General features: G+C 56.1%; 30 protein-coding genes. 15 read left to right on the forward strand and 15 right to left on the reverse strand.

Features of this window, described 5'->3' with window-relative positions:
• The first annotated feature begins 5 nt into the window (after positions 1 to 5).
• Positions 6 to 254 carry an exodeoxyribonuclease VII small subunit gene (locus WG936_RS02385; protein WP_339563795.1) on the forward strand — a complete coding sequence of 83 codons (249 nt, stop codon included), beginning with the start codon at positions 6 to 8 and terminating at the stop codon, positions 252 to 254.
• Here WG936_RS02385 and WG936_RS02390 read toward each other — a convergent pair.
• On the reverse strand, positions 251 to 817 hold the full coding sequence (locus tag WG936_RS02390; protein WP_339563796.1) for a DUF4245 domain-containing protein: 567 nt from the start codon (positions 815 to 817) through the stop codon (positions 251 to 253). The genes WG936_RS02385 and WG936_RS02390 overlap by 4 nt on opposite strands.
• 216 nt (positions 818 to 1,033) lie before the next feature.
• On the opposite strand from WG936_RS02390, the gene glpX reads away from it, so the two are divergent.
• Positions 1,034 to 2,029 (forward strand): class II fructose-bisphosphatase, encoded by a 996-nt coding sequence (gene glpX / locus WG936_RS02395; RefSeq protein WP_339563797.1) that lies wholly within the window; start codon positions 1,034 to 1,036, stop codon positions 2,027 to 2,029.
• A 235-nt stretch (positions 2,030 to 2,264) separates the two neighbouring features.
• Positions 2,265 to 3,671, forward strand: coding sequence for a class II fumarate hydratase (locus WG936_RS02400; protein WP_339563798.1), 1,407 nt, complete (start codon positions 2,265 to 2,267; stop codon positions 3,669 to 3,671).
• A 53-nt stretch (positions 3,672 to 3,724) separates the two neighbouring features.
• On the opposite strand, the gene WG936_RS02405 is transcribed toward WG936_RS02400, so the two are convergent.
• Positions 3,725 to 4,387 (reverse strand): GntR family transcriptional regulator, encoded by a 663-nt coding sequence (locus tag WG936_RS02405; RefSeq protein ID WP_339563799.1) that lies wholly within the window; start codon positions 4,385 to 4,387, stop codon positions 3,725 to 3,727.
• A gap of 147 nt (positions 4,388 to 4,534) precedes the next feature.
• Here WG936_RS02405 and WG936_RS02410 point away from each other — a divergent pair, with 147 nt between their 5' ends.
• From WG936_RS02410 to WG936_RS02440, 7 genes are all read left to right on the forward strand, one after another.
• Complete coding sequence (locus WG936_RS02410) at positions 4,535 to 5,761, forward strand: NRAMP family divalent metal transporter (protein WP_339572008.1); 1,227 nt, start codon at positions 4,535 to 4,537, stop codon at positions 5,759 to 5,761.
• 7 nt (positions 5,762 to 5,768) lie between these two features.
• Entirely contained in the window at positions 5,769 to 6,533 is a 765-nt protein-coding gene (locus WG936_RS02415; RefSeq protein WP_339572032.1) for a LamB/YcsF family protein, read from the forward strand.
• On the forward strand, positions 6,523 to 7,173 hold the full coding sequence (locus WG936_RS02420; RefSeq protein WP_339563801.1) for a 5-oxoprolinase subunit B family protein: 651 nt from the start codon (positions 6,523 to 6,525) through the stop codon (positions 7,171 to 7,173). The genes WG936_RS02415 and WG936_RS02420 overlap by 11 nt, the downstream gene beginning before the upstream one ends.
• A 2-nt stretch (positions 7,174 to 7,175) precedes the next feature.
• Positions 7,176 to 8,063, forward strand: coding sequence for a 5-oxoprolinase subunit C family protein (locus WG936_RS02425; protein WP_339572009.1), 888 nt, complete (start codon positions 7,176 to 7,178; stop codon positions 8,061 to 8,063).
• Between the two features lie 81 nt (positions 8,064 to 8,144).
• Positions 8,145 to 8,789, forward strand: a complete 645-nt coding sequence (locus WG936_RS02430; RefSeq protein ID WP_339563803.1) for a TetR/AcrR family transcriptional regulator — start codon at positions 8,145 to 8,147, stop codon at positions 8,787 to 8,789.
• Positions 8,786 to 10,324, forward strand: a complete 1,539-nt coding sequence (locus WG936_RS02435) for an MDR family MFS transporter (RefSeq protein ID WP_339563804.1) — start codon at positions 8,786 to 8,788, stop codon at positions 10,322 to 10,324. Before WG936_RS02430 ends, WG936_RS02435 begins: the two co-directional genes overlap by 4 nt.
• 29 nt (positions 10,325 to 10,353) lie before the next feature.
• Positions 10,354 to 11,874, forward strand: coding sequence for a DHA2 family efflux MFS transporter permease subunit (locus WG936_RS02440; RefSeq protein WP_339563961.1), 1,521 nt, complete (start codon positions 10,354 to 10,356; stop codon positions 11,872 to 11,874).
• 65 nt (positions 11,875 to 11,939) lie between these two features.
• On the opposite strand, the gene WG936_RS02445 is transcribed toward WG936_RS02440, so the two are convergent.
• Both WG936_RS02445 and WG936_RS02450 read right to left on the reverse strand, forming a co-directional pair.
• Positions 11,940 to 13,307, reverse strand: coding sequence for a PhoH family protein (locus tag WG936_RS02445; protein ID WP_339563805.1), 1,368 nt, complete (start codon positions 13,305 to 13,307; stop codon positions 11,940 to 11,942).
• A gap of 217 nt (positions 13,308 to 13,524) precedes the next feature.
• Positions 13,525 to 14,214: a LysR family transcriptional regulator gene (locus WG936_RS02450; RefSeq protein ID WP_339572010.1), complete on the reverse strand. Its 690-nt coding sequence runs from the start codon at positions 14,212 to 14,214 to the stop codon at positions 13,525 to 13,527.
• A gap of 60 nt (positions 14,215 to 14,274) precedes the next feature.
• On the opposite strand from WG936_RS02450, the gene WG936_RS02455 reads away from it, so the two are divergent.
• Positions 14,275 to 14,607 carry a DUF5997 family protein gene (locus WG936_RS02455; RefSeq protein WP_339563962.1) on the forward strand — a complete coding sequence of 111 codons (333 nt, stop codon included), beginning with the start codon at positions 14,275 to 14,277 and terminating at the stop codon, positions 14,605 to 14,607.
• Here WG936_RS02455 and WG936_RS02460 read toward each other — a convergent pair.
• From WG936_RS02460 to glyA, 3 genes are all read right to left on the reverse strand, one after another.
• Positions 14,604 to 14,915 (reverse strand): transcriptional regulator, encoded by a 312-nt coding sequence (locus WG936_RS02460; protein ID WP_339563807.1) that lies wholly within the window; start codon positions 14,913 to 14,915, stop codon positions 14,604 to 14,606. The genes WG936_RS02455 and WG936_RS02460 overlap by 4 nt on opposite strands.
• Entirely contained in the window at positions 14,908 to 15,372 is a 465-nt protein-coding gene (locus WG936_RS02465; RefSeq protein WP_339563808.1) for a hypothetical protein, read from the reverse strand. The genes WG936_RS02460 and WG936_RS02465 overlap by 8 nt, the downstream gene beginning before the upstream one ends.
• Before the next feature lie 191 nt (positions 15,373 to 15,563).
• Entirely contained in the window at positions 15,564 to 16,856 is a 1,293-nt protein-coding gene (gene glyA, locus WG936_RS02470; RefSeq protein ID WP_339563809.1) for a serine hydroxymethyltransferase, read from the reverse strand.
• 164 nt (positions 16,857 to 17,020) lie between these two features.
• Between glyA and coaA the strand changes: the two genes are divergently transcribed.
• A complete protein-coding gene (gene coaA / locus WG936_RS02475; RefSeq protein ID WP_445227772.1) occupies positions 17,021 to 17,965 on the forward strand; it encodes a type I pantothenate kinase in 945 nt (314 codons plus the stop codon).
• Here coaA and WG936_RS02480 read toward each other — a convergent pair.
• From WG936_RS02480 to mca, 5 genes are all read right to left on the reverse strand, one after another.
• On the reverse strand, positions 17,962 to 18,459 hold the full coding sequence (locus WG936_RS02480) for a flavodoxin domain-containing protein (RefSeq protein WP_339572011.1): 498 nt from the start codon (positions 18,457 to 18,459) through the stop codon (positions 17,962 to 17,964). The genes coaA and WG936_RS02480 overlap by 4 nt on opposite strands.
• 16 nt (positions 18,460 to 18,475) lie before the next feature.
• Positions 18,476 to 19,246: an isoprenyl transferase gene (locus WG936_RS02485; protein ID WP_339572012.1), complete on the reverse strand. Its 771-nt coding sequence runs from the start codon at positions 19,244 to 19,246 to the stop codon at positions 18,476 to 18,478.
• Between the two features lie 4 nt (positions 19,247 to 19,250).
• Positions 19,251 to 20,366: a 3-deoxy-7-phosphoheptulonate synthase gene (locus WG936_RS02490; protein ID WP_339563813.1), complete on the reverse strand. Its 1,116-nt coding sequence runs from the start codon at positions 20,364 to 20,366 to the stop codon at positions 19,251 to 19,253.
• A gap of 224 nt (positions 20,367 to 20,590) precedes the next feature.
• A complete protein-coding gene (locus WG936_RS02495) occupies positions 20,591 to 20,857 on the reverse strand; it encodes a hypothetical protein (protein ID WP_339572013.1) in 267 nt (88 codons plus the stop codon).
• A gap of 11 nt (positions 20,858 to 20,868) precedes the next feature.
• Positions 20,869 to 21,732, reverse strand: coding sequence for a mycothiol conjugate amidase Mca (mca, locus tag WG936_RS02500; protein WP_339563815.1), 864 nt, complete (start codon positions 21,730 to 21,732; stop codon positions 20,869 to 20,871).
• A 114-nt stretch (positions 21,733 to 21,846) separates the two neighbouring features.
• Between mca and WG936_RS02505 the strand changes: the two genes are divergently transcribed.
• The 3 genes from WG936_RS02505 (at position 21,847) to WG936_RS02515 (ending at position 23,317) form a co-directional block, all read left to right on the forward strand.
• Complete coding sequence (locus WG936_RS02505) at positions 21,847 to 22,272, forward strand: DUF4307 domain-containing protein (protein ID WP_339563816.1); 426 nt, start codon at positions 21,847 to 21,849, stop codon at positions 22,270 to 22,272.
• Positions 22,273 to 22,402: 130 nt separating this feature from the next.
• The gene (greA, locus tag WG936_RS02510) at positions 22,403 to 22,942 is read left to right on the forward strand and encodes a transcription elongation factor GreA (RefSeq protein WP_339563817.1); all 540 of its coding nucleotides are present in this window, start codon (positions 22,403 to 22,405) and stop codon (positions 22,940 to 22,942) included.
• Positions 22,943 to 22,945: 3 nt separating this feature from the next.
• A complete protein-coding gene (locus tag WG936_RS02515; protein WP_339572014.1) occupies positions 22,946 to 23,317 on the forward strand; it encodes a hypothetical protein in 372 nt (123 codons plus the stop codon).
• 96 nt (positions 23,318 to 23,413) lie between these two features.
• Here the strand turns inward: WG936_RS02515 and WG936_RS02520 are convergent, their stop codons facing one another.
• The 3 genes from WG936_RS02520 to WG936_RS02530 all read right to left on the reverse strand — a co-directional run.
• Positions 23,414 to 24,229 carry a Bax inhibitor-1/YccA family protein gene (locus tag WG936_RS02520; RefSeq protein ID WP_339572015.1) on the reverse strand — a complete coding sequence of 272 codons (816 nt, stop codon included), beginning with the start codon at positions 24,227 to 24,229 and terminating at the stop codon, positions 23,414 to 23,416.
• 550 nt (positions 24,230 to 24,779) lie between these two features.
• A complete protein-coding gene (locus WG936_RS02525) occupies positions 24,780 to 25,478 on the reverse strand; it encodes a tyrosine-type recombinase/integrase (protein ID WP_339572016.1) in 699 nt (232 codons plus the stop codon).
• An 88-nt stretch (positions 25,479 to 25,566) separates the two neighbouring features.
• On the reverse strand, positions 25,567 to 26,303 hold a 737-nt coding region (locus WG936_RS02530; RefSeq protein ID WP_339572017.1), incomplete at its 5' end, for an IS3 family transposase.

A 26,303-nucleotide genomic window follows, 5' to 3' on the forward strand; every position in this document is an offset into this window, starting at 1 on the left:
TCACCATGAACACAGATGTCATCGGCTCCGGTACCGCCGGCGAAAACGCGTTTCCAGCTGTCGAAACGCTCAGCTATGAAGCTGCACGAGAGGAACTTGTGGAAACTGTCAAGATCCTCGAGCTCGGCCAAATGGGGCTCGAGGAGTCCTTGAAGTACTGGGAACGCGGCGAGGCCCTTGCCAAACGCTGCGAAGAGCACCTTGCGGGTGCTGCGCAGCGGGTGGAAGCTGTAATCAACCGTAAAGACGACTAGTGCTTCAACGGCTGGGCCCGCAGGCTGGCGCGAGCTAGCTCCGCGAACTCGGCCTCACTAGCCGTTCCGGAGAGGATAAGACGAACATCTCCCAAGTCGGCAGCCCAAGCATCCCGTACGTTGCGTTCGGCTGAGGTATAGACCTCAAATCGCTGACCATCAATGTCCTTGAATTCTTGCTGGGTACGCCCGTGCTCGTCAATATCCTTGACGGCTTTATCCAACGGCTGATCAGTTTGCAGCAGCTGTAGGTATGCCCCCTGCGTTGTTACCCAGCCAACCACCGGAGCTGGCGAACGATTCACCGTAGTACGGCGGGCTGAGTTGCTCACCCAACCATCTGGAGTTTCCGGCAGCCGAACAGGAAAGTTCATCGCACGTGCTTCCATGCCTAGGACTTGCGCTGCATCGACCTTTTGCACCGGCCCGTTTTCTGGAGCGCCACGATCAAAGCTACACATGCCCGTGAAAGCGACGGTGGGAACCATAAGGCCCACCACTACAAGCAACGACAACACAATGTCGCTGGTGTTTTGAAAAAGACGAGGTTTCGAGTCAGCCACCAAGACAGTATGGCAGATCAGCCAAAGGGGTGGTTAGCTGTGTCCGTCGATAGGCATAACTGCCAACTCCCCTAATCCGGTGGTGCAATCCGGACACAAACCGAGGATTGTTTGGAACAATAGAGACATAGCCATTTGTTATGACATCTTTGTTCCACTGGTGCTTAGCAAAAGGCAGTACATCATCATTCCTTAGCCACGTGGAGGCTCGCAAGTATGAACACCCCTGAAATCCCAGATCGTAACCTAGCAATGGAGCTTGTCCGCGTAACTGAGGCTGCCGCATTGGCTTCAGGACGCTGGGTTGGTCGCGGCATGAAGAACGAGGGTGACGGCGCAGCTGTCGACGCCATGCGTAAGCTCATCAATTCCGTGACCATGAACGGTGTCGTCGTCATTGGTGAGGGCGAAAAGGACGAGGCTCCGATGCTGTACAACGGCGAGAGCGTTGGCACCGGCGAAGGCGCAGAAATTGACATCGCGGTCGACCCAGTCGACGGCACCACCCTCATGGCAGAAGGTCGCCCAAATGCGATTTCCGTCCTTGCGGCCGCAGAGCGTGGTTCTATGTATGACCCGTCTGCTGTTTTCTACATGAAGAAGCTGGCTGTTGGCCCCGAAGCTGCGGGCAAAATTGATATTCAGGCACCTGCTGCCCACAACATCCAAGTGGTTGCTAAAGCTAAGGGCATCGCTTCCTCCGATGTGACTGTCGTGGTGCTTGATCGCCCGCGCCACCTGGACCTCATCAAAGAAATCCGTGAAGCCGGCGCCAAGGTCCGCCTGATTTCTGATGGTGACGTTGCCGGTGCTGTTGCAGCCGCCCAGAACTCGAACTCCGTGGACATCATGATGGGCACCGGTGGCACCCCAGAGGGCATCATCACTGCTTGTGCAATGAAGTGCATGGGTGGCGAGATCCAAGGTATGCTCGCGCCGAAGGATGACGCTGAGCGTCAGAAGGCGATTGATGCTGGCCATGATCTGAGTCGTGTGCTCTTGACTAATGATTTAGTCTCCTCCGATAACTGCTACTTCGTAGCAACCGGTGTCACCAATGGCGATATGCTGCGTGGCGTTTCCTACCGAGCCAACGGAGCAACCACCCGTTCCTTGGTCATGCGTTCAAAGTCCGGCACCATCCGATACATTGAGTCCGTCCACCAGCTGCAGAAGCTGCAGGAATACTCCGTCGTGGATTACACTCCTTAAACCCTCGCGTCCCCCAAGCCCGTCTACCAGCACTCGCTGTAGACGGGCTTCGTGGTGTTGTATGTCGCCCCGAATCCACACGCTACGGGCGACGGCTGAACGCTGTTGAGATGCACAGCATAAAAGATGGCAGTCCGCCACACTGGATGACAGTTTTAAGCCATACTGGAAGAAGTGGCTGTGGCGCTGCCAATGGCCAACCAGATTGTTTTACCCATCGACAAAAGGTGAAAATATGACTGAGCAGGAATTCCGTATCGAACACGACACAATGGGCGAGGTCAAGGTACCTGTCAACGCTCTGTGGCGTGCTCAAACCCAGCGAGCCGTTGAGAACTTCCCGATCTCCGGCCGCGGCTTGGAAGCCCAGCAAATCCGCGCCATGGGCCTGCTCAAGGCAGCATGTGCCCAGGTCAACAAGGACAAGGGGCTGCTGGCACCTGAGTTCGCCGATGCGATCATCGCTGCAGGCAAGGAAATCGCCGAGGGCAAGCATGACGCAGAGTTCCCTATCGACGTCTTCCAGACCGGCTCTGGCACTTCCTCCAACATGAACGCAAACGAAGTGATCGCGTCCATCGCGAAGGCCAACGGTGTGGATATCCACCCTAATGACCATGTCAACATGGGCCAGTCCTCCAATGACACCTTCCCTACCGCGACGCACGTCGCAGCCACCGAAGCAGCCGTCAACGATCTCATCCCTGGTTTGAAGGTGCTGCACGCATCCCTAGCCAAGAAGGCTACCGAGTGGAAGTCCGTAGTTAAGTCCGGCCGCACCCACCTGATGGACGCTGTCCCAGTAACCCTGGGCCAGGAGTTTGCAGGCTACGCTCGCCAGATCGAAGCTGGTATCGAGCGCGTGGAGGCTACGCTGCCACGCCTGGGTGAGCTGCCTATTGGTGGCACCGCAGTCGGCACCGGGCTCAACACCACCGCCGATTTCGGTGAACTTGTTACCGCAGAACTTAAGAAGCTGACCGGGGTGGCAGAACTACGGGAAGCCAAGAACCACTTCGAGGCGCAGGCTAACCGCGACGCCCTTGTTGAGTTCTCGGGCGCAATGCGTACCATCGCAGTTTCCCTGAATAAGATCGCCAACGATATTCGCTGGATGGGATCCGGCCCGCTGACCGGACTGGGCGAGATCCACCTCCCAGATCTGCAGCCTGGTTCTTCGATCATGCCAGGCAAGGTCAATCCAGTGCTCTGTGAGACTGCGACCCAGGTCGCCGCTCAGGTCGTCGGTAATGATGCTGCAGTCGTTTTCGGTGGTTCTCAGGGGGCTTTCGAGCTCAACGTGTTCATCCCGATGATGGCTCGTAACGTCCTCGAGTCCGCACGTCTGCTGGCTAACACTTCTCGTGTCTTCGCCGAGCGTCTTGTTGACGGCATCGAGCCAAATATCGAGCGTATGCGCACCTTGGCCGAGTCTTCTCCTTCGATCGTGACCCCACTGAACTCTGCAATCGGCTACGAAGCTGCTGCAAAGGTCGCGAAGACCGCGCTGAAGGAAGGCAAGACCATCCGCCAGACCGTCATCGACCTCGGCCTTGTCGACGGCGAGAAGCTCACCGAGGAAGAAATGGACAAGCGCCTGGACGTCCTCGCAATGGCTAACACTGATCGCGACACCTTCTAACCAGCACGCATCACCGGCCCGCACTTTCTGTGTTGGGCCGGTTTTATTTTTCTTTAGCGCTTATCGGCTGAGACCCCGAAGGTCATTTCTGCGAGAATTTTCGCTTCGGATTCTTTGAGGTAGCGGGTTAACACAGTTGTGGCTTTATCCACGTCGCCTTTGATCAGTGCTGTCAAAATCTCTCGGTTTCGCTCGACGAATGGCCGGTGCATTTCTTCGACACTGGCTACTGCGAGAAAGGCCAGCCGGGCGTGGGCCATCACTAGGGTGAGGTTTTCATTCAGTCGCGGGATCCCGGCTAGTGAAACCAGATGATGATGAAAGCTGTTGTTTTGCGTTCCGACTTCGGACCACTTGCTGTGGTTGGCAGCTCGTTCTGCTTCAGTGACTGCCTGGTTCATCCCACGAAGCGCTGTCTCGGTGCGCGCAACGTCAAGACCGAAGTATTGCAAGGCCCCTAGTTCGATGAATCGCCGGTAGGCGAATAGTTCGACGATATCCCGCGCGTCCAGTGACCGCACGAAGACGCCGCGGTGCGGGATTTGTTCGATGAGACCGTCTCGTGCAAGAAGGCGGAATGCTTCCCGCAGTGTGTTACGGGAAACGCCTAGTTCTGCGGCCAAAGGGATCTCCAGGATCTTTCCACCCGGCGCAAATTGACCCGAGAGGATCTTCTCTGTGATCTGCCGGGCTAATTGGATTGGGGTCGCGGTCATAATTTAATGTTAACGGTTTTGTTGGCAGTGTCACCCTTTTCCGCAGAAAAGCTCACCTCATTATTTGATTGTGTCCCATGCCACTATTGACTAGTATTGGGGCAAGAATTGTTGAACAACGAATGTGATGATTGGAAGTGAGCTCCGATGTCCTCCCCCACCCTGAGCGCTGCAGCGTCTGGCGCAGCAAAACGCAGTGCAATTGTCGGCGCTATCTTCCTAATGGCTACCAGTGCCATCGGCCCCGGCTTTTTGACCCAAACCGCAAAGTTCACCGGCCAGCTTGGCGCGGCTTTCGCCTTTGCCATTCTCGTCTCCATCGTCATTGATATTGCCGTCCAAATGAACGTATGGCGGGTCATCGGCATTAGCGGGTTAAGAGCCCAAGACCTGGGCAATCGAGTAATCCCTGGCCTTGGCTGGGTGCTAGCTTTTCTCATTGCTACCGGCGGCATTGTGTTCAATATCGGCAATATCGCTGGAGCAGGTTTGGGCACTGATGCTTTGCTCGGGGTGAACGTCAAGATCGGCGGCACAGTCACCGCAGCGCTGGCAATTGCCATCTTCCTATTCCAGCGCCTCGGCGGTGCCTTGGATAGGTTCTTGGCTCTGCTTGGCATTTTGATGCTCGTATTGACGCTCTACGTAGCCATCGTGTCTCATCCCCCAGTGGGGCTAGCACTGAAGAATTCGGTGCTTCCAGAAAAGGTTGACTTCGTCACCATCACCACCCTAGTTGGGGGTACTGTGGGCGGCTATATCACCTATGCTGGAGCTCATCGAATGCTCGATTCGGGCGTTTCCGGCCCGGAAGGGGTGGCCGAGGTTTCTCGTTCATCTGTCACGGGAATCTTGCTAACCGGCGTCATGCGAGTCCTCCTTTTCTTAGCTGTACTCGGCGTTGTCTCGGCTGGAATTGACATTGTCGGTGCAAAGAATCCTGCCGGAGCAGCATTTGAAGCAGCAGCGGGCGAGGTCGGCATCAGGATTTTCGGTATGGTGCTGTGGGCGGCTGCGCTTTCTTCGATCATCGGCGCTTCTTACACTTCGGCGACCTTCCTGGTTCCTAACAAGCCGGAAAGCAAACGCCTGCAAAACCTGCTGACTATTATCTTCATTTTGATCAGTACCGGTCTGTTCTTAGTGCTGGGCACTGCACCAGCCACCTTGCTGGTGTTCGCCGGGGCCTTCAATGGCCTCGTATTGCCCATTGGTTTCACCATGATCATGTTCGTCGCGGTCTTCCGCCAACGAGATTTGCTCCAAGGTTATGCATACCCAACGTGGCTCATCGTGCTCGGCGTCCTCGGAGTCGCTGTTGCCTGGTGGTTAGCCTGGGTATCTTTCGGTGGCGTCTTCGCCCTGCTCAAGTAGCATTGTAATTAAGGAGCTTGTTGTGATTGATCTCAATAGTGACCTCGGCGAAAGCTTCGGCGCTTACTCTATCGGCAATGATGTTGCGGTACTCGAGCTAGTGTCCAGCGCCAACATTGCAACTGGTTTCCATGCGGGCGATCCGCTAGTAATGACGCGGACGGTGAAGAGCGCCGTCGATAATGGCGTCCGCATCGGCGCCCATGTTGGATACCGTGATCTGGCAGGGTTTGGCCGGCGCAATATTGACTACGATCCGGCACTGTTGCAGGCAGAGACGACGTATCAAATCGGGGCGCTACAAGCGATCGCACGGCAGTTTGGCGCCGAGGTAGCATACGTCAAACCTCATGGCGCCCTCTACAACTGCATCGCCCACGATGAAGTGCAGGCGCGAGCAGTCATCAGCGGCATCGCAGCAGCTGATCCGCAGCTTTCCCTCATGGGCCTTGCTGGCTCCCGTGTCCTGGATTGGGCCAGAGAGCACTCCTTAGGAACGATTGCGGAAGGCTTCATTGACCGGGCGTATACCGCTGATGGCACACTGGTTTCGCGTAGTGAGCCCGGCGCGATCCTGTCGCCGGAGTTGGCAATCGCACAGGCCCTTCGTCTCGCCCAAGGCGAGGAGATCACTGCGATTACGGGAGAAGCAATCTCGGTCCCTGCGGATTCTCTCTGCGTGCATGGTGATAATCCGGCTGCGCTCGAGCTGGTTCGTCGCATTCGCCAAGAGCTCAAGGCTGCAGACATCGAGGTCGGGCATGCGCGTTAATCCCTGCGGTGAGAGCGCACTGCTTGTCGACGTCGATAGCGCAGATGCGGAGCGAGCGGGCCTCGATATCCTGCATACCGTCCTTCGCCTGCAGTCGATTGTAAAGTCTTGGGACCTCCCCGGAATCGTGGATGTCATTCCAGCCGCACAGACCCTATTGCTTGAGCTCAATATCGCCCTCAACTCCCCCAAAGACGTCGCGTCGAGGCTGATCCAATGCGACCTTTCTTGTGAAACTTCCCTCGCCAGTACCAGCACGAGTATCGAGGTCCCCGTGCGCTATGATGGCCCAGACCTAGCCTCACTAGCCGAGCGATTCGGCATGAGCACAACAGCGCTAGTCCGACGCCACTGCGACACCATTTGGACGGCTGCCTTTGGCGGCTTCGCACCCGGTTTCTGCTACCTGATCGCAGATCACCCCTTGCCCAATGCACCCCGGCTGGAAACGCCCCGTCCCGCGATTCCGGCTGGCTCCGTCGGGCTAGCAGGCAGCTTTTCCGGCATATATCCACAGGCTTCCCCAGGGGGTTGGCAGCTCATCGGCTCCACGCCGCTCACCCTGTGGGATCCATCCAATCAGGATCGCCCGGCGCTCATCCGGCCTGGTGACCGTGTCACGTTTGTTGAGGTGCCTTAAGGATGTTGCGTGTTCTCGAAACCGGGCCACAGTTGCTCTTCCAAGATCGCGGCCGCTCCGGGGTCGGTAGTCTTGGGGTGGCTACCTCTGGGGCTTTTGACCGAATGAGTGCTGCCCGCGCCAACCACGCGATGGGGAATCAGCCTGACGCAACCGTCTTGGAGGTACTTTTCGGCGGAACCGAGCTATTGGCGCTCCGGGATGTCCAGGTGATTATGACTGGTATGAAAAGCCGCATGCTCGTCACTAACGAGGCTGGGGCGCAACGGGCGCACTACTCCAATTCCATCATCGATCTCGGCGCGGGTGAGCGACTTAGTATTCTGCCCGCAGATGTTGGCATGCGCGGCTACCTTGCAGTCCGAGGCGGTTTTCAAGCTAAACAAGTGCTCGGATCCGCCTCGCACGACGTGATGTCTCACCTTGGCCCGGCACCCATTAGCAAAGGCGAAGATTTGCCGATCGGCGATGCGATCGCGGATCCAGCTTGGTGGCCCCTACTTCGCGATCTTCCATCGCTATGGCCTCCGACACGCGTCCACGACCTCACTGTTGTCCTCGGCCCCCGCGCCGATTGGTTCACTGCGGAATCGATTCAGTCGTTCTTCAGTCAAACTTACGAGGTAGCAGCCAATTCAAACCGGATCGGGATCAGGTTCGGGGGCGATAGCCCACTCCAACGGCAGCAAACGGGCGAGTTAGCAAGTGAGGGGATGACGCGCGGAGCAATCCAGGTTCCGCCAGAGGGCTTCCCCATTGCGTTCGGACCCGATTATCCGGTTACCGGCGGTTACCCAGTCATCGGTGTCCTTACCATGCGTTCTTCTGACTATTCCGCACAGCTCAGCCCAGGCGATCACGTGCGCTTCCATCCCCTAAAGGTTAGGTAAATCACAACCAAACCCACATAATCACACATTTCACTGAATGCAATATTGCACCCAGTGCATGCAGGGCGTAAGTTTGTAGCCATGACACCAAACTTACGTGAGCAAAAGCGCCGGGCCACTCGCTCGGCGATTGAAGATCACGCCACGCGACTCGTGGCTGAAAACGGCTTCGAGTGTGTCACCGTCGAAGATATCTGCGCAGCTGCGCAGATATCCCGGCGAACCTTCTTCAACTACATGGAGTCCAAGGAAGCAGCTGTACTCGGCTCCCCGCCGCGCGAACTAGCAGAGCGCGACATCACTGCTTTTCTGGCACAACGACATCCGGACCTCACCTCCGCGATACTGAATCTGGGCTTTGACCTGTTGCTCGGCACAGCGCTGGACAGCGACAACGCGGGAGTTTTACTGCGGCGTCGAAAAGCGATCCGCCGCGACAACCCCCAGCTATCTTTCACGCAACTTAGCTCCTTTGTTAGCCGTCAAGAAGCGCTCGCACGAACTACGGCGTTGTACCTAGAAAAATACGATGCAGACCGCATTCTTCCCAGCCAAACGCTTGCATACGAAGCTCGATCGCACGTCGCAGTCATCACCGCGGCGATTCAACTGGGCGCCAAGCATTGGATGGACTCCCCTTCTTCGCAATTGACAGAACTCAAGGCGATGTGCGACCAAGCACTCGCCGACATCCGCACTCTCACCTCAGAAAGGAGGCCGCAGTGAACGAGCAAGCCACAGCAGAACACAAAGTGGGCTTGATCATTGGCGCGCTGATGATCGCGATGCTAATGAGCTCACTTGGGCAAATGATCTTTTCTACCGCGCTGCCTACCATCGTCGGCGAACTTGGTGGAGTTAACCATATGTCGTGGGTCATCACGGCATTCCTCCTGGGACAAACCATCGCACTGCCAATCTTCGGCAAACTCGGCGACCAGATGGGGCGCAAAGGCCTCTTCTTGTTTGTAGTCATCCTATTTATGCTCGGCTCCTTGGCTGGTGGCCTGGCAACATCCATGAGCCTGCTCATCGCAGCTCGCGCTGTGCAAGGCATCGCCGGTGGTGGACTCATGATCCTTTCGCAGTCCATCACCGCAGAAGTCGTCAGCGCACGCGAGCGCGGCAAGTACATGGGACTGATGGGTTCCGTGTTTGGTGTCTCCTCCGTGCTCGGCCCCGTACTCGGCGGCTGGTTCACGGACGGCCCCGGATGGCGCTGGGGGCTATGGCTCAACATTCCGCTCGGACTAGCAGCCTTGGTGGGCGCAATGCTCTTTCTCAAGCTTCCCCATCGCAAACGCGTCGGGCGATTCGACTTCCTCGGGACCATTTTCATGGCTTTGGCAACGACCTGCCTGATCCTCTTCGTCACGTGGGGAGGACACGAATACGACTGGGATTCGCCAACGATTCTCGGTCTCATCGCTGGCACCCTCTTGTTCGGTGCGGTTTTCATCATCGTGGAATTGCGTGTGCCCCAGCCGATTGTGCCGATGGTCTTATTCAAGAACCGCAACTTCGTCCTCACCACAATCGCTGGACTGTGCATCGGCATCTTCATGTTTGGTGCCCTAGGTTACCTGCCGACTTATCTACAAATGGTGCACTCGCTGACCCCCACCGCAGCCGGGCTCATGATGACTCCAATGATGGTAGGGCTCATGGGTACCTCTATCCTCACCGGAAACTTGGTTACTCGGACCGGCAAATACAAATACTTCCCCATCGTTGGTTTGCTGATTGTTGCCGTTGGAATGTTCCTACTCTCGCAGCTCACCGTCACCGACTCCTTGATTCAGGTCGGCTTTGACTTCTTCATCTTTGGCGTTGGGCTTGGATCTGCGATGCAGATCATCGTGCTCATCGTGCAAAACTCGTTCCCAATTACGCTCGTGGGCACAGCAACGGGCGCTAATAACTTCTTCCGCCAGATCGGTGGCTCTCTCGGAGCCGCTCTCGTAGGCGGGCTATTTGTGGGTAGGCTGTCGGACGGTCTGCACGAAAAGGTGCCTGCTGCTTTGCAATCGATGGGAGCAGCTGCAGCACCATTCGCCGAGCAGTTTGCAGGGGGCGCGGGTAATCAGAAGCTGACTCCAGCTCTTGTCACCGGGTTCCCGGAACCACTGCAATTGGCCATCCAAACCGCCTATAACGATGCTCTCACCCCAATCTTCCTTGTCCTGCTGCCATTGGCAGTGTTCTCCGCCGCGGTCTTAGTCGCAGTAAGAGAAGAAAAGCTGAAAGAAACTATCTCGTGAAAACAAAGCGCGAAAAGGTGCCATCCACGATGACACCAGAGCAACAAAAGACTGCTCGCTGGGTAATGACGGCCCTCATGGTATCGATGCTGCTCGCCTCCCTCGACCAAATGATTTTCTCCACCGCTTTGCCCACGATTGTCGGCGAGCTCGGCGGAGTTGACCACATGATGTGGGTCATCACCGCCTATTTGTTGGCAGAAACCATCATGCTGCCGATCTACGGCAAGCTCGGCGATCTTATCGGGCGCAAAGGCCTCATGATCGCAGCGCTTTCCATCTTCTTATTGGGCTCTGTACTGGGCGGTCTCGCTCATTCTATGCTGCTGCTCATCATCGGTCGCGCGGTTCAAGGCATTGGTGGTGGCGGCCTCATGATCCTCTCGCAGGCCATCATTGCCGACGTCATTCCCGCGCGCGAGCGTGGCCGCTACATGGGTGTCATGGGCGGTGTGTTCGGACTTTCCGCAGTCCTCGGACCGCTGCTCGGAGGCTGGTTCACCGAGGGGCCAGGTTGGCGTTGGGCATTTTGGATGAACCTGCCACTTGGCGTAATCGCGATCGGCATTACCATGTGGATGCTGCGCATCCCGGCCAAGAAGGTGCCTTTCAAGTGGGACTACCTCGGCACTGTTCTCGCAATCATCGCCACGACCGCGCTCGTACTGTTTACCACGTGGGGTGGCTCGCGCTACGAGTGGAGCGATCCGGTCATTCTTGGACTTATCGCTATCACCGTCGTAGGCGGACTATTGCTCGTCGTTGTCGAATTGCGTGCAAAGGATCCGCTTATCCCGCTGAACTTCTTTGCTAATCGCAACTTTGCTTTGACGACGGCCGTCGGCATGGTTCTCGGAGTGACCATGTTCGGTGTGCTCGGTTACCTGCCGACGTACCTGCAGATGGTGCACAATATCAATGCTACCGAGGCAGGCTACATGATGATCCCCATGATGGTAGGCATGATGGGCTTTTCTATCTGGTCCGGTGCTCGCATCTCCGCTACTGGCAGCTACAAGATGTATCCCCTGGCCGGTATGGTGATCACCTTGGTCTCGCTAGTGTTGTTCCACGGTCTCTCTCTGGAAACAACGCTCTGGGAAATCGGCCTCTATCTCTTCCTCCTTGGAACCGGATTGGGCCTGGCGATGCAGGTGCTCATTTTGATCGTTCAGAACACGCTGCCGTTGAATGTGGTGGGGTCAGCCACTGCCGTCAATAATTACTTCCGCCAGATCGGCGCATCGCTGGGCTCTGCCCTGGTGGGTGGCGTTTTTGTGGGCAACTTGGAGGAGCTCATGGCAAGTCGGATTCCGCCAGCTGTGGCCACATTACCGCCTGAGGCAGCGGCAGCGGCGCAGCTAGATTCCAACTCCATCACGCCAGCGCTGATTCACCAGCTCCCCGGCCCACTTCGCGATGCCTTCATGGGCGCATACAACGATGCCCTGACCCCGGTCTTCGTCTACGTGATGCCACTGATCGTGTTGAGCTTCGTGCTGTTGCTCTTTATCAAGCACGAAACGCTCCGCACTACGACGAGCGACTAACCTATACCAAATTCCCATATCCTCATGCAGAATTCCCCGCATGTAGATATGGGAATTCGATGGATTTAGTTGGTCTCCAGCAGGTTGGTCACCAGCTCCGCAATCTTGGAACGCTCAGAACGCTGGAGGGTGACATGCGCGAAGAGTTCGTTGCCCTTCAGTTTCTCGATGACTGCCTGCACCCCGTCGTGGCGCCCCACTCTCAGGTTGTCACGCTGCGCGACATCGTGGGTCAATATGACGCGGGAGTTCTTTCCCAGACGTGACAGAACCGTGAGCAACACATTGCGTTCGAGGGACTGCGCTTCATCGACGATGACGAAGGAATCATGCAGCGAACGGCCACGAATGTGCGTGAGCGGCAGCACCTCGATCAGATCACGCGCCAGGATTTCCTCCATCACGTTGTCGCTGACCAGGCCCTCGAGAGTATCGAAGACGGCCTGCGCCCAGGGGTTCATTTTCTCCGATTCAGAGCCGGGCAAGTATCCAAGATCCTGACCTCCAACGGCATACAACGGTCGGAATACCACGATTCGCTTGTGTTCACCGCGCTCCAGGACCGCTTCCAGGCCAGCACACAATGCCAGCGCTGATTTTCCGGTACCTGCGCGACCACCGATGGACACGATACCGACCTCTGAATCAAGCAACAGATCCAGTGCCACGCGCTGTTCAGCCGAGCGACCATGCACTCCGAAGGCCTGCAGGTCCCCGCGGATGAGAGAGACTTCGCCGTCGTCACGCACTCTTGCCAGTGCGGACTGGGAAGGTGACGCCAAGGTGAGTCCGCAGTGCACAGGCAGGTCTTCGACTGCGACACCACGACGGGTGACTTCTCCGGACAGGTCGGCGTAGCCGGTGCGATATAGCTCGTCGATGGTCGTGGAATCAATGTCCACAAAATCCATACCGGTATAGCCCGTGAGAACCACGTCTTGGGCATGGTATTCGTCTGCAGGCAGACCGACGGAACCTGCCTTCACTCGCAGCGGAATATCCTTAGTGACCAGGACTGTATCCTGTCCTTCCTTGCGGAAGTTCAATGCGCAGGCAAGGATACGGTGATCGCTGACAGAGTCCTGGAATGCTACTGGCAGAATAGTCATGTCCGAATGATTCAGCTCGATTTGGACTGTGCCGCCATCGGTATTGACTGGCACTGGCTTGTCCAAGCGACCATATGTCTGACGGAGATCCTCCAAGTTGCGCAGCGCCTCGCGAGCAAACCAGCCCAACTCGGGATGGAAACGCTTACCTTCCAACTCGCTGATGACCACCAGTGGCAGCACAACATGATGCTCTGCGAATTTCCGCAACGCCCAGGGATCAGAAAGCAACACGGACGTATCAATAACGTACGTCCGTGTTGGGGTGGGCTGATGTCCGTCGAGGGCTCGGTCAATGGTCGGTGCTGCAACGATATCCCGCATAACTCATGGGCTCCCTTCACCTCCCACTGGGCACCCAGCGGGCGTGACGTGCGTATCATGGCACCCTCTGCCGGTGTTGCCGGTACCAGCTACCGGAAGGTGGTGGCCAGTCAGCTTCCCCACTGACCGGTCCCCCTCAGGCTAACGAGTGAAGGTTTAACTTACATGGTTGTGAGATGAATCCTCGGTAAACGTTCACCTCTCCTGCCCCACACGCTTATCGACGCCCTTTCCGTACCTTTCGTTTCCCGAGAGGCTGCTTCTTCAGGGTTTTTCCCGCAGCCTTCTTCGGCTTCTTCGCAGGCTTCTTCGCAGGCTTCTTCGCAGGTTCTTTCACCGCAGCAGCCTGCCGGGATGAGCTTGCTTTCCGCCCTTTAGTGATCCCTACGAAGTCCTGGATCATGTCGCCATCGTCACTCTTGCGCCAGACCAATGCGATCTGAGTCGGCTTGCCATCACTAAACTCGCGATGCTCCGTTTGCTTGGAATTAATGCTGCGCAACAACGGGCGCGGGGCGATGACCACGCCTACGTTGGCGGCCACCACCTGAACCGCCTCGCGCACGGCTTGGATGCTTACTACATCCACCGGTTCGTAATTTACGATCTCTTCTGCAATGTCGCGCCGGGAAATCTTTTCCAGCAGCGTCAGTTCGCTGTCCTTCGGTACAGTGATTCCGGGCTGCTCCTGGTAGAGATCCACCTTATGGAATTCTGCCGACAGCCGATCCTCCGGGAGACGAATGAGAGCTGCGGTGGCGCGGCCGTCGAGAAGCGCTTGCATCGCATCATCAGACTCTAAGGTGATTAGGTCCGGGTAGTCAGTGCGCTCATTAAAACGCTCGAACCATTTGCCGGGCGCCGTTCCTTTGACAAAGGCAATGGACAGCGGCTGTGCGTAGTTCATGAACTAGATGCTACCGTGATCAGTGTGAATGACATGAACCGCGAACCCTCCGCCACTGCGATGAAGCCCGCCACAGCGGCAAAGAAGCTCGGAATTTTCCTGCCGGCTACCCCGGAAGAATTCCAGCACAACGCGCTTACGCACGAGGAGTTCATCGCGCTGCAAACTAACCCACCAGAATGGCTGACAGAGCTGCGCCGCAATGGCCCACACCCACGCCCTGAGGTTGCCCGCAAGCTTGGCATCACTATTACTGCGCTCAAGAAGAATGACATGGACAAGCCACTCACCACGGCGGAGATCAAAGAGCTCTTGGCTCAGCAGCCTGAGTGGCTCAGCAAGGCCCGCACCACCCTGGCTGAAATGCGCGCCGCAGGCGAGTCAGAAGACTAACAGCCCTCGGCCAGAAGTTTCTTCAACGCAGCGACATGTTCTTGGTAGCTGCGAGCACCCGCTTCAGTGAGCGACACCCACACGGTGTCCTTGGCGCGGGTGCTGCCATATTCACGGAATCTGGAAATGTAGCCAGCTTTTTCCAACTCGCCCAGATTCTTACTCAACGTGGCATCGCTGACATCCAAGAGCTCACGCAGACGTGCGAACTTCATCTCATTGTGTTTGGGTACTGCTCCCACTGCGTGCAAAGTCGCCATGATCTTGGTGCGCGCTAGAGGTTGAATGATCGGGTCTAGCTCAGGCATCAGGGACTTCCCATTGCAGCGTCGCCTTCAGTGCAGGATAGCTCAGGATGGCACACAGCAGCCACAAAAGAATGCCCAGCGGGATAGAAATGTTCCGTGCGAACATCAGTACTGACGGGGACAAGACGATCAGCATATATGCCCAAACCTGATACTTCGGCCTGTCCTGCCACCACGCACCGGTTTCCAGGCTACGCATCGCTTGGCGCACACCACGGGGCCGCAGCGCGTTTCTTAATAACCAGTAGCTGCCAAAGCATGCAGCCATACCACCAAGCATCAGCCACAGATTTTCTACAACGAGGCCGAACATCGTTAAAGAAGTCAACGCGGCGAGAATGGCCACCGCCCACGGCTTCGGGCTGAATTTTGCCTTCGCCTCAGTCGTCTCTACGGCAGCCAACTGCTCTTGAATATCAAGCAATCCACTCTGCCTTTCACCCTTATTGCTAGTCACCTGCCAGACACTCCTCTCGCCGCTTCGATCCTTAATTTCCTAACTTAGTTTCCATAGCGGAAAATGTAAACACTTTCCTAGAAGGAAAGTAATGGATTCCGCTGAACTCGCAGCATTAACACGCGCCTTAACCGCACCTAGAAAGCCAGAAAGCCCGGCCATCACGGCCGGGCCAAACAAGGCAGGAAGGGCTAAGCCAGCTTCCAGTCTTCCAAACCTTCGTACAGTGGGAATTCTTCGGTGAGCTTAGCTACGCGGGCACGCAGGGCTGCAACGTCTGCAGCCTCACCAGCAGCAAGCGCAGTTCCGATAATATCCGCTACCTCTGCAAACCCAGCGGCATCCAAACCGCGGGTGGCAAGAGCTGGAGTACCAATGCGCAAACCGGAGGTCACCATTGGCGGACGTGGATCATTAGGAACCGCATTGCGGTTCACGGTGATACCCACCTCGTGCAGCAAATCCTCGGCTTGCTGGCCATCCATTGCAGAGTTGCGCAGGTCAACGAGGACCAAGTGCACATCGGTGCCACCAGTGAGGACATCAACGCCAGCAGCCTTGCAATCTTCACCCATGAGGCGCTCCGCGATGATTGCGGCGCCTTCTAGGGTGCGCTGCTGACGATCCTTGAACATCTCGGAGCCGGCAATCTTCATGGAGATTGCCTTTGCAGCGATAGCATGCATCAATGGGCCACCCTGCTGACCTGGGAAGACAGCAGAGTTAATCTTCTTTGCGTATTCTTCCTTTGCCAGAATCATGCCGGAACGTGGACCACCTAGGGTCTTGTGAACCGTCGTGGAAACGACATCGGAGTGCGGAACTGGAGATGGGTGCAGACCCGTAGCAACGAGACCAGCGAAGTGAGCCATATCAACCCAGAGCTTGGCGCCAACCTCATCCGCGATAGAACGGAAAGCCGCAAAGTCGAGGTGACGAGGGTAAGCAGACCACCCAGCGATGATGACCTGTGGCTTCTCGGCGATCGCCATTTCACGGACACGGTCCATGTCAATGCGCATGGTGTCATCTTCAACGCCGTAAGCAGCAACTTCATAGAGCTTGCCCGAGAAGTTCAGCTTCATGCCGTGAGTCAGGTGTCCACCATGAGCCAAGGACAGGCCCATGATCTTGTCACCAGGGTTAGCCAGCGCCATAAGAACGGCGGCGTTTGCCTGGGCCCCGGAGTGTGGTTGGACATTCGCAAACTCGGCACCGAACACTGCCTTGGCGCGGTCACGAGCGAGATCTTCGATGACGTCGACATGCTCACAGCCGCCGTAGTAGCGGCGACCTGGGTAGCCTTCGGCGTACTTGTTGGTCAGCACCGAGCCTTGAGCTTGCAGCACTGCACGTGGCACGAAGTTTTCAGAGGCGATCATTTCCAAGGTGCCGCGCTGGCGGCCCAGTTCAGCAGAGATCTGTTCCGCGACCTCAGGGTCGAGCTCGTTGATCGGCTGATACATCATATTGTCAGAGGTCATAGTGGCGCCAGGCAACCTTTCACGCGTTGGTAATTTCGGTTACCCGCTAGTGTAGTAGCTGACAACTGAAGTGTAGAAATGCTCGGCTCACATTTGTGTTTCAATCGCCGTCTCACCCCAGTTTGAGCGTGTCTGTTTTCACCGGAGTAGGCCTGCGGTGCACAATGGACGCTATGGCTAAGTCGCAGGCGTCGCATGACAACAGCCCTTTTCTCGAGTTTGATCGCACCGAGTGGCGCAGTTTGCGTAACAATATGCCCCAGGTGCTGAGCTCCGAGGAAGTCATTAAGCTCCGGGGCATCGGTGAAAGCGTGGATCTCAAAGAGGTCGAAGAAGTCTACCTCCCGCTTTCCCGCTTAATTTACTTGCAGGTAAAGGCGCGAAAAGGTCTGATGACTGCAACCGAGACGTTTCTCCACGCCCCAGCAGAGAACGTGCCGTTCATCATTGGCATCGCGGGTTCCGTGGCAGTGGGAAAATCCACCTCCGCCCGCTTGCTCCAGGTTTTGCTACAACGCTGGGAGTCCAGCCCGCGAGTCGACCTCGTTACCACGGACGGTTTCCTCCACCCGGCAGCAGAGCTCAACAAGCGACGCATAATGAACCGGAAAGGCTACCCAGAAAGCTACGACCAACGGGCATTGATGAGATTCGTCACTGACGTGAAATCCGGCAAGCGCGAGGTTAAAGCGCCTGTCTATTCTCATACCCTTTATGACAGGGTCCCGGATGAGTTCGTTGTCGTCGACAAGCCTGACATCCTCATTGTGGAGGGGCTGAACGTCCTACAAACCGGGCCAACCCTGATGGTTTCCGACTTGTTCGACTTCAGTGTTTACGTGCACGCTCGCACGGAGCACATAGAAAAGTGGTACATCGAGCGCTTCCTCGAGCTGCGCAAAACCGCGTTCAGCAAGCCTGGGGCGCACTTTTCTCACTACGCCACGCTTAACGACGACTTGGCGCGCGCCGAAGCGCGCGAAATCTGGCAATCCGTCAACTTGCCCAACCTAGTGGAGAACATCTTGCCAACCCGCGTGCGAGCTTCACTGCAGCTCTTCAAAGATGCGAACCATGAAGTGGAGCGAGTCCGGATGCGAAAAATCTAGCCGTTCAGCCACGCATCCAGCGCGTCTAGTTCGTGGAAATCAACCCGATCCTCGTCAGTGTTGTAGCCCCGAAGCATCGCTTCCTCGTTTTCACTCCGGTTCTTTTTTGCGGCGAGCATTTTGTTCATTGTCCACATCGTCGCTTTGTGCACCCTGTTCAAACCGGAATATGAAAGTCGCCCCGGCAAATAGAAGCGGGCGATACTGTCAGCACGATCCCCCAACGCACCTGCCATCGGATCCTTGGCGCGAACCTCCTCTGACAAGGTCATTCCGACCACAGCCAGAGCGGCCTGCATCCCAGAAAGATCCTGGTTGAGCAGCCACTTCGCGCCAGCACATTGACCGGCATAGTTTGGTGAAAACACCACTGTATGATCCGCGACTGTTGCCTGATCTAGGGGGACGGCAATTGTTTGATGCCGACGCGCGAATTCCTCCGCGTATTGCTTGGTGGAACCATAGTGAGTGTTATAGGCAACAACCAAGGCCATGAAAGATACAACCCTTCTATTTTCCGAAGCGCCTGCTTCGCGACGAATAGTCACGGAGTGCGCGTAAAAAATCAATGCGGCGAAACGCCGGCCAGTAAGTATCAGTGAACCAAATTTCTGAGTAGGCCGCTTGCCAAAGCAAAAAGCCCGAAAGTCGCTGTTCCCCGGATGTGCGAATGACCAGGTCCGGATCTGGTTGGCCCGAAGTATAGAGGTGCTCGGAAATAGCTTCCACGCTGATTCGGTCAACCAGTTCCGTAGCGGTCACCCCAGCGGCAGCCTCTTCCCGCACGAACGCTTGAACGGCGTCCGCGATTTCCTGGCGGCCACCATAGCCCACCGCCACGTTTACTTCGATGCCGCTGTTCTCCTCGGTGCCTTCGGCTCCGCGGCGCAGGCGCTGCGCGACGTCCTCCGGCAACAGATCCAAATGCCCGACGAGCCGCACTCTGCAATTTAGTCCCGGTGCTGCGAGCTCTTTGACGACATCGATAATGATGTCAAAGAGCAACTGCAATTCAGCGCTTTCACGGCCAAGATTCTCAGTAGAAAGCAAATAAACTGTAACGAGCTTCACTTCGGTGTCTTGGCACCAGCCGACCAGCTCGCCGATCTTTTTCGCGCCAACACGGTGACCATGGCTGACATCCGTAAAGCCGGCTTCCCGCGCCCAACGGCGGTTCCCGTCGCACATGATCGCAACATGGTGGGGCTGTTTGCGACCACGCAGCTCCCGACGGAGGTGGTTCTCGTACATCGGGTACAGCAAGCTCGGCAAGATCTTCACGCCACTAGTTTAGCTTTTGTGACTCGCGTCGGGTACGAACAGCGCCCGCCAATTCCTCCAATAATTCAATAGTGTCTGCAATATTGATGCATTTGTCGGTGACTGACTGCCCGTATACCAGCCCTTCCCCTCCGTTACGACGCAACTTCTCAGGATCTAGTTTCTGTGCCCCAGACACCAAGAAGGATTCGATCATGATTCCAGAAACCGCGTTGGCAACTGTCTCATCTGAGCTGGCGATAAGGTTGGAGATCTCTCGAATCACCTCCAGCTGTCGCACATCATCCTTGTTCGAATTTGCATGTGAAGCATCGATCATGAGCCGAGCCCCACCGTTGCGCTGGAGCGCTTTAGTGACATGGCCAGCACCGTAGTTAGGTCCCCCGCTACCGCCACGTAAAATTACGTGACAATTGTCATTCCCGGCCGTCTCCACTACTGCAGGTTGCCCCTCATCGGAGGTCCCGAAGAAGAAGTGCGGGTGAGCAGCAGCCTCGACTGCATCGACTGCAATTTGGACACTGCCATCGGTGCCATTCTTGAATCCAATGGGCATCGACAGCCCCGAGGCGAGCTGACGATGCACTTGAGACTCCGTCGTGCGAGCACCAATGGCGCCCCATGCGACCGCATCTGCGTAGTACTGCGGACTGTTCGGCTCAAGGAATTCACACCCAACGGGTAGCCCAGTTTCCAGTACCTCCAACAGCACGGTGCGCGCCATCTTGAGGCCTGCTGCAATGTCGTAGGAGCCATCGAGGTGCGGGTCATTGATCAAGCCCTTCCAGCCGACAGTGGTGCGGGGCTTTTCGAAGTACACGCGCATGACGATCTTCAGGTCGTCGTTAAGCTGCATTGCGAGCGGTGCCAGCTGGCGCGCGTAATCCACTGCTGCTTTCGGGTCGTGCACAGAACATGGCCCGACAACAACTACGAGCCGGTCGTCTTCGCCCGAGATGATGTTTGCGATCTCTTGGCGATCATGCTCGACCTTTGCAGCTAACTCCGAGGCTAAAGGTAGTTGCGTGATCAGCTCCGCCGGCGTCGGCAGGTCATGGAAAGCTACGACTCGCCTATTGCTTGTCGACGCCGAATTGCTCAAAGATACTGGTGCGCTCATGATGCGTGGTGGCCTTTCGCAGTTTTAGGGAAACAAAAAAGCAGCCTCTCTGCTGCTTCTTTGTGAAGAGCGAGGACTGCTTAGGCTTGCGGTGGTTTGTTGTTCAGCGACGATCACGACTTAAAGGTCGTGCGGGAAACCTCCGCAAGCCTTGTCAAAATAAAATCGCCACATGAACATGAAAGCAAGTGTATCAGGGGTTGAGAATAAAGTCCCAGTTTCCCCTAGATAAGTCGCTTCTTATCGTTTCCGAGGAGCCCCTCGGCGGCCATAGCTTCGTCGATAAGCTTTTCATCGAACACATCGAGCCCACGTGCCTCCGCGAACGCCTGACGACGCACCAAACGACGCTGACGACGGGCAAAAGCCCAGCCCAAATAGATCACGACAACCAACAACGCCACCAGGATGAATAGTCCGATCGGCGAGGCTTTGCCAAACTCTGGGCCGAGCGGGGTGGATTGCTGCTGCGCGAGGATGAGAAGATCCACGTCGAAACTCCTTAATTAATACCTGCGAACAGGTCGTCTTCTGGAAGGGAAGTCTTTACTCGCGTTGCTGCCAGCTCGAATTCTTCCGTCGGCCACAGCTTACGCTGCACGTCCACTGGAGTACCAAAAAAGGTTCCAGCGGGATCTATCTGCGTCGCGTGCGCCAGCAAGGCTTGATCGCGTTGCTCAAAGTAGTCATCACAACGCACCTGCGTGGTCACGCGCAGCATGATATCCCCCCGATGGGCCTGCCAACGTTCCAAGAATGGCGCATAGGGACTAGGTTTGCCTTCTTCCACGAGCACATCATGGAACATCTGCATCCTTTGCCGGATGAATCCATGCGTGTAGTAAATCTTTAGTGGCTCCCAAGCTTCGCCGAGCTCCGGATGATAGTTGGCGTCGCCAGCCGCATCCCATGCCAGCATGGACACCTCGTGTACCTTGAGGTGATCCGGGTGCGGATAACCACCGTTTTCGTCGTAGGTGATGATTACGTGGGGCCGGAATTCGCGGATTACACTGACCAGCTGCTGCGTGACCTCATCCGAGTCTGCGAGCGCGAAGCTACCTGCGGGAAGCGGCGGCAACGGATCCCCCTCAGGCAGGCCGGAATCCTCGTAGCCGAGCCAGCGGTGTTGGGTGCCGAGCGCAGCCATAGCGGCAGCCATCTCAGTGCGCCGAATTTCCGGAAGGTTTTCCATTACTCCCGGCTTGTCCATGGCAGGGTTTAGGATGCTCCCACGCTCACCACCGGTGCACGTCAGCACCATGACTTCATTGCCCTCAGCAACATACCGAGCCATAGTTGCTGCGCCCTTGCTCGCCTCATCATCAGGATGGGCATGGATTGCTAATAGTCTCAGTCCACTCACGTGCATTCCCGTCCTTTACGCGCTTTCCTACATCTACAAGCGTTGCCACGTTGTTTCTATAATCGTATATCCTTGGACGATAACCATCCTCATAGGGAAAGTTTCGAGGTTTTCATGTCTCACCCAACCTCCCGCCCCTCCGCAAACTACGGCGATACTCAGCGACGCGGCGTGGTGGGTCCGATCATCGCAATTGGCGCGGTGCTATTCGTCATCGCCCTCGGAGTCGTGGTCTTCCAGTACTACCAGAAAGTGTCCGCGGTGACGGTCTCTGCCACCACTGCTGGCTACGAGCGTACCGACGACAATGTTCTCAAGGTCAACGTGGACGTGACTCGCAAAAACACAGACATCCCAACCTATTGCATCATCACCGCAATGAATTACGACAAAGCGGAAGTCGGTCGTCGAGAGATAGTCATCCCCCCTGGAGGTGACAGTGCTGCCCGCTACCCCGTTGAGATTCCGTCACGGGACGTCCCGGTGGCGGCGAAAGTATACGGCTGCTCTGAAAAGCTACCCGCCCACCTCGCTGAATAACGACGCTGTGTTAAAATTCGGGCACTAATAACAAGCTTGTTCTCCCCGGAGCGCATGTTAGTAGCACTCCTGCCTTTTGGGCGATGGCATCAAACAAGCACAACAAATCCTTTTGAAAGGGCTAGAGACCATGGCTGAAAACAACAAGCAGTACATCACTCCGGAAACCAAGGCGAAGTTGGAAGAGGAGCTCAACGCTCTCATCGCCCACCGTCCGGTGGTTGCGGCCGAAATCAACGAACGCCGCGAAGAGGGCGACCTCAAGGAAAATGCTGGTTACGATGCGGCTCGCGAGATGCAGGATCAGGAAGAAGCCCGCATCAAGCAGATTTCTGAGATCCTCGCTAACTCCACCACTGAGCGTCAGGGCATCGTAGAAGGCGTAGCCAACGTCGGCTCTGTTGTCCACGTCTACTACAACGGCTCCAAGGAGGATAAGGAAACCTTCCTGATCGGTACCCGCGCTGCCGCATCTGAGAACCCTGACCTTGAGACCTACTCCGAGCAGTCCCCTCTCGGCGCTACCATTCTGGGCGCCAAGGAAGGCGAGACCCGCGAGTACCAGGCACCAAATGGCACCACTATCTCCGTCACTGTTGTATCGGCCGAGCCTTACAATTCTGAGAAGGCTGCTCGCCTACGCGCAGAAAAGCTTGCAGCTAAAAAGTAGTCCATGCGTCTAGCTATTCCTGGTGCCATTGCGGTGTGTTTTACCGCAATGGCACTTTCTGCGTGCAGTACCTCCAGCGATCCCGGAAGCCTCGCTGTCCCCTCCCCTGTAGTGGAGGTCGCTAACTCCGCGGGCTTCATTGACTGTTTCGGCCCGCCGATCGAGCGTCCCACCGCTTTCTCACTGGATTGCGTTTCGGGACGACGCCACGTAGAAGATGTGTCCTGGAGTATGTGGGGTGCTCAGCATGCGGAAGGGACAGGTACTCTTGTCACACCGGATGCGGAACCTGCCACGGTGACGATCTCGCTAGGAGCCCCCTTCGCAGACAAGTTCACGAGCATCATTATCAACGACGAAGCCGTCTGGCCATAGTCAGGATCAGCCGTTCTAAAGGAAAAGCTACCGGCGCCCCGCCTCTACTTTCATAGGAGGCTGTGTGGCGCCGGTAGCTTGAGATCAAACTCTGTATCAGTTACGCAAGATGCTCAGCAGGCGAAGGATCTCGGTGTATAGCCACACCAGGGTAACGGCAAGGCCGAGGGCAACGCCCCACGCCATCTTCGCAGGAGCTCCCGAACGGACGAGTTGATCCGCAACATCGAAGTCCTGCAAGAAGCTCAATGAAGCGAGAACAATACACAGCAGCGAGAAGCCGATGGCCATCATGCCACCACCGCGTAGTGGATTGAAGTCAAACAACAAGGCCGAAACCAAATTGCCCAAAGATAGGAACAACACACCAACCAGCGCAGCAGTCAAGAAGCGCGTGAATTTAGGCGTGACCCGGATGACTCCAGCCTTATAGACCCACAGCATTCCAACGAAAACACCGATGGTTGCTATAACTGCTTGGCCGATCAGCGCACCATTGGTACCGCCGATCATCAGTGAGAAACCACCGACAAACAGGCCTTCGAATACGGCGTAAATCACCGTTACTGCTGCGGAGCCGTACTTCTTACCTAATGTGCCAACGAGAACAGCAATCAGTCCGCCGATGGCGCCAACCATCGTCAAAAGGACCGAAAAGCCCATGCTGACTGTCATGCCGATCGCGAAATTGAGCACCGCAAAGGCGATGATAATGCCAAGGGTGATGCCAGTCTTCGCGATCACATCGTCTACTGTCATGGCCCGCTCAGTCTGCGCTGGCGCACCGTATCCCCCCATAGGCTGGCCATAGGTTGGGTAACCTGCTTGCTCGTAGCCGGCCCCAGCGTAACCACGGCCAGCTGCGTTCTTGGTCTTGGTCAGGGAACTAAAAACCGGATTGCTGCTTCGCATGTGCCCAGTCCTTTCAAAACACCTTTGTAGAAATACTTCGCTACCAATAAGTAGCTTTTCAAGTGTTCAACGCGGCGCGGGCCCAAAAAGTTCCCCAAATACTAAAAGTATGTGCACCGATGTGGTTCTAGCCTGAGTGACTATTGAACTCGCTTCCACCAAACTTCCCTGCTCCCTGCAATCTACTTGGCAAAAGTTCGGTCCGAGGTGAATCAAGTCGAAATAGCCAGAAGCGGCAATGATCGTTTTCATCGTCTAAGACAGGCTTCTTAGGATTTTCCAACTCAAAAATGTCATTGGCGCTGCAACAACGTTGATGATCTTTGACATTCTTTCAGGCGCTGAGCCCCCAAAACGCAAAAATGACCAACACATTTGTGCTGGTCATTGTGCCCCCAGTCGGACTCGAACCGACACTTGGCAGGACTTAAGTACATGAGTGTTTAAGTACGTCCCGTATTAGATTGCACATTGGTGCAGGTGACAGCGTTTCAATACGTATTTTTTGGACGCTTGACACGTCTCGTTTCGTATATTTTTTAGACACTTTTTAGACACTAAGCCCTTTAAGGAACTGGTCAACAAATTCACGAGTCGGTGTCACCTCATGCCCGTGTGCGATGTACGTCCGGGAAGTGAGCCGATCATTTCCATGCCCCAGTGCCGTCGCGGACAATTGGGCACCGCGCTTTTCAGCGTCCGCAATGATCGTCGCCAACGTCTTTCGCATGGTGTGAACTGTCACCCAATCCCATTCGCTACCCTTACGCGCTTCACGAAGTTTCCTATTGAAATTGTTCTCCCAAATATAGGTTCCCGCGTGGGACGGGAAAACCATCTCTAAATGCTCCGCGTACTTGCCACTTCGCAGCCGTAGAATTTTCTCCGCCAAGGTGGGGACTTCGACAACGCGGGTGGCGTTCGCCGTCTTTCCCTTACTAGCTCGCTGGTGCCCACCCTCTTTTGAATACGTCAAAGTTCCAGTGTTGCGAATCGTCGGCGGGGTCGATTCAAGGTCTATATCCTCCCAGCGCAGCCCCAAAACCTCACCCGCCCGTAACCCGGTGGAGATGCTGATAATGCAAACGTCCCGGAGTGTTTCGTCACCTGACTTTTTGATGTGGTTAACGAATCCCACGCCCTGTTTTCCGGTGAGTGCTCGAACCTCTTTGGGTTCCGCTCGTGGTTTGTCTAGATCGGCGGCGTAGTTGACGTGTGTGACTCTTAGGCGTGCAGCCCGTTTGAACATGCCCCTAAGGACACTGTGTGCGTTGTTGGCTGTGCCCGGGGTTAGGCCGTCGAGGAAGTCTTGGAGTGAAGTGCCCCGGGTTTTGTTCCTAGGCGTTTGCCTTGATTTCTATTATTTCTTGTTCTGGGCTACTCATCCAAAATTCGTGCTCGACCTCAGCCGGCGTACGGTAGTCCAGGCTTTGGTGAAGTCGTGACTCGTTCCACCACGAAACCCAGTCCAACGTCGCGATCTCAACATCAGCCACGTCGGCCCACGTCCGCGTATGAATCAGCTCGTTTTTGTATGAACCGTTGACGTTTTCGGCAAGAGCATTGTCATAAGAGTCGCCTACAGTCCCAGTAGACGCGGTTATTCCATGCTCAGCAAGGCGCTCATTGTAGACAATGCTCACATACTGTGAACCATGGTCTGAGTGGTGAACTAGGCCTGTTGTTTCCTTGGCACACACAATGGCTTGATTGAGAGCCTGCAGCGGTAACGCCTCGGTGCGCATCGAGTCTGACAGTGCCCAACCGATAATCCTGCGGGAGTACACATCGGTGACAAACGCGGTGTACACGAAACCCTTCCGGGTGCGTACATACGTGATGTCAGCCACCCACAACTTATTCGGCGCGGAAGCCTTGAATTCGCGGCCCACCAAGTCAGGGCGATTATCCGGGCGCTTGGGCCTGCGAGTTGTCACAGGCGACCGGCCCTTACCTTTGCCACTGACTCCAGCAAGGCGCATCAGGCGAGCGGTTTGCTCACGGCCAATGTCGATTCCTTCTCGGCGAAGGGCGTGCCACATTTTCCGCACACCATAAACGCCGTAGTTTTCGG

Source organism: Corynebacterium sp. H127 (assembly GCF_037482665.1).
Classification (GTDB): Bacteria; Actinomycetota; Actinomycetes; order Mycobacteriales; family Mycobacteriaceae; genus Corynebacterium.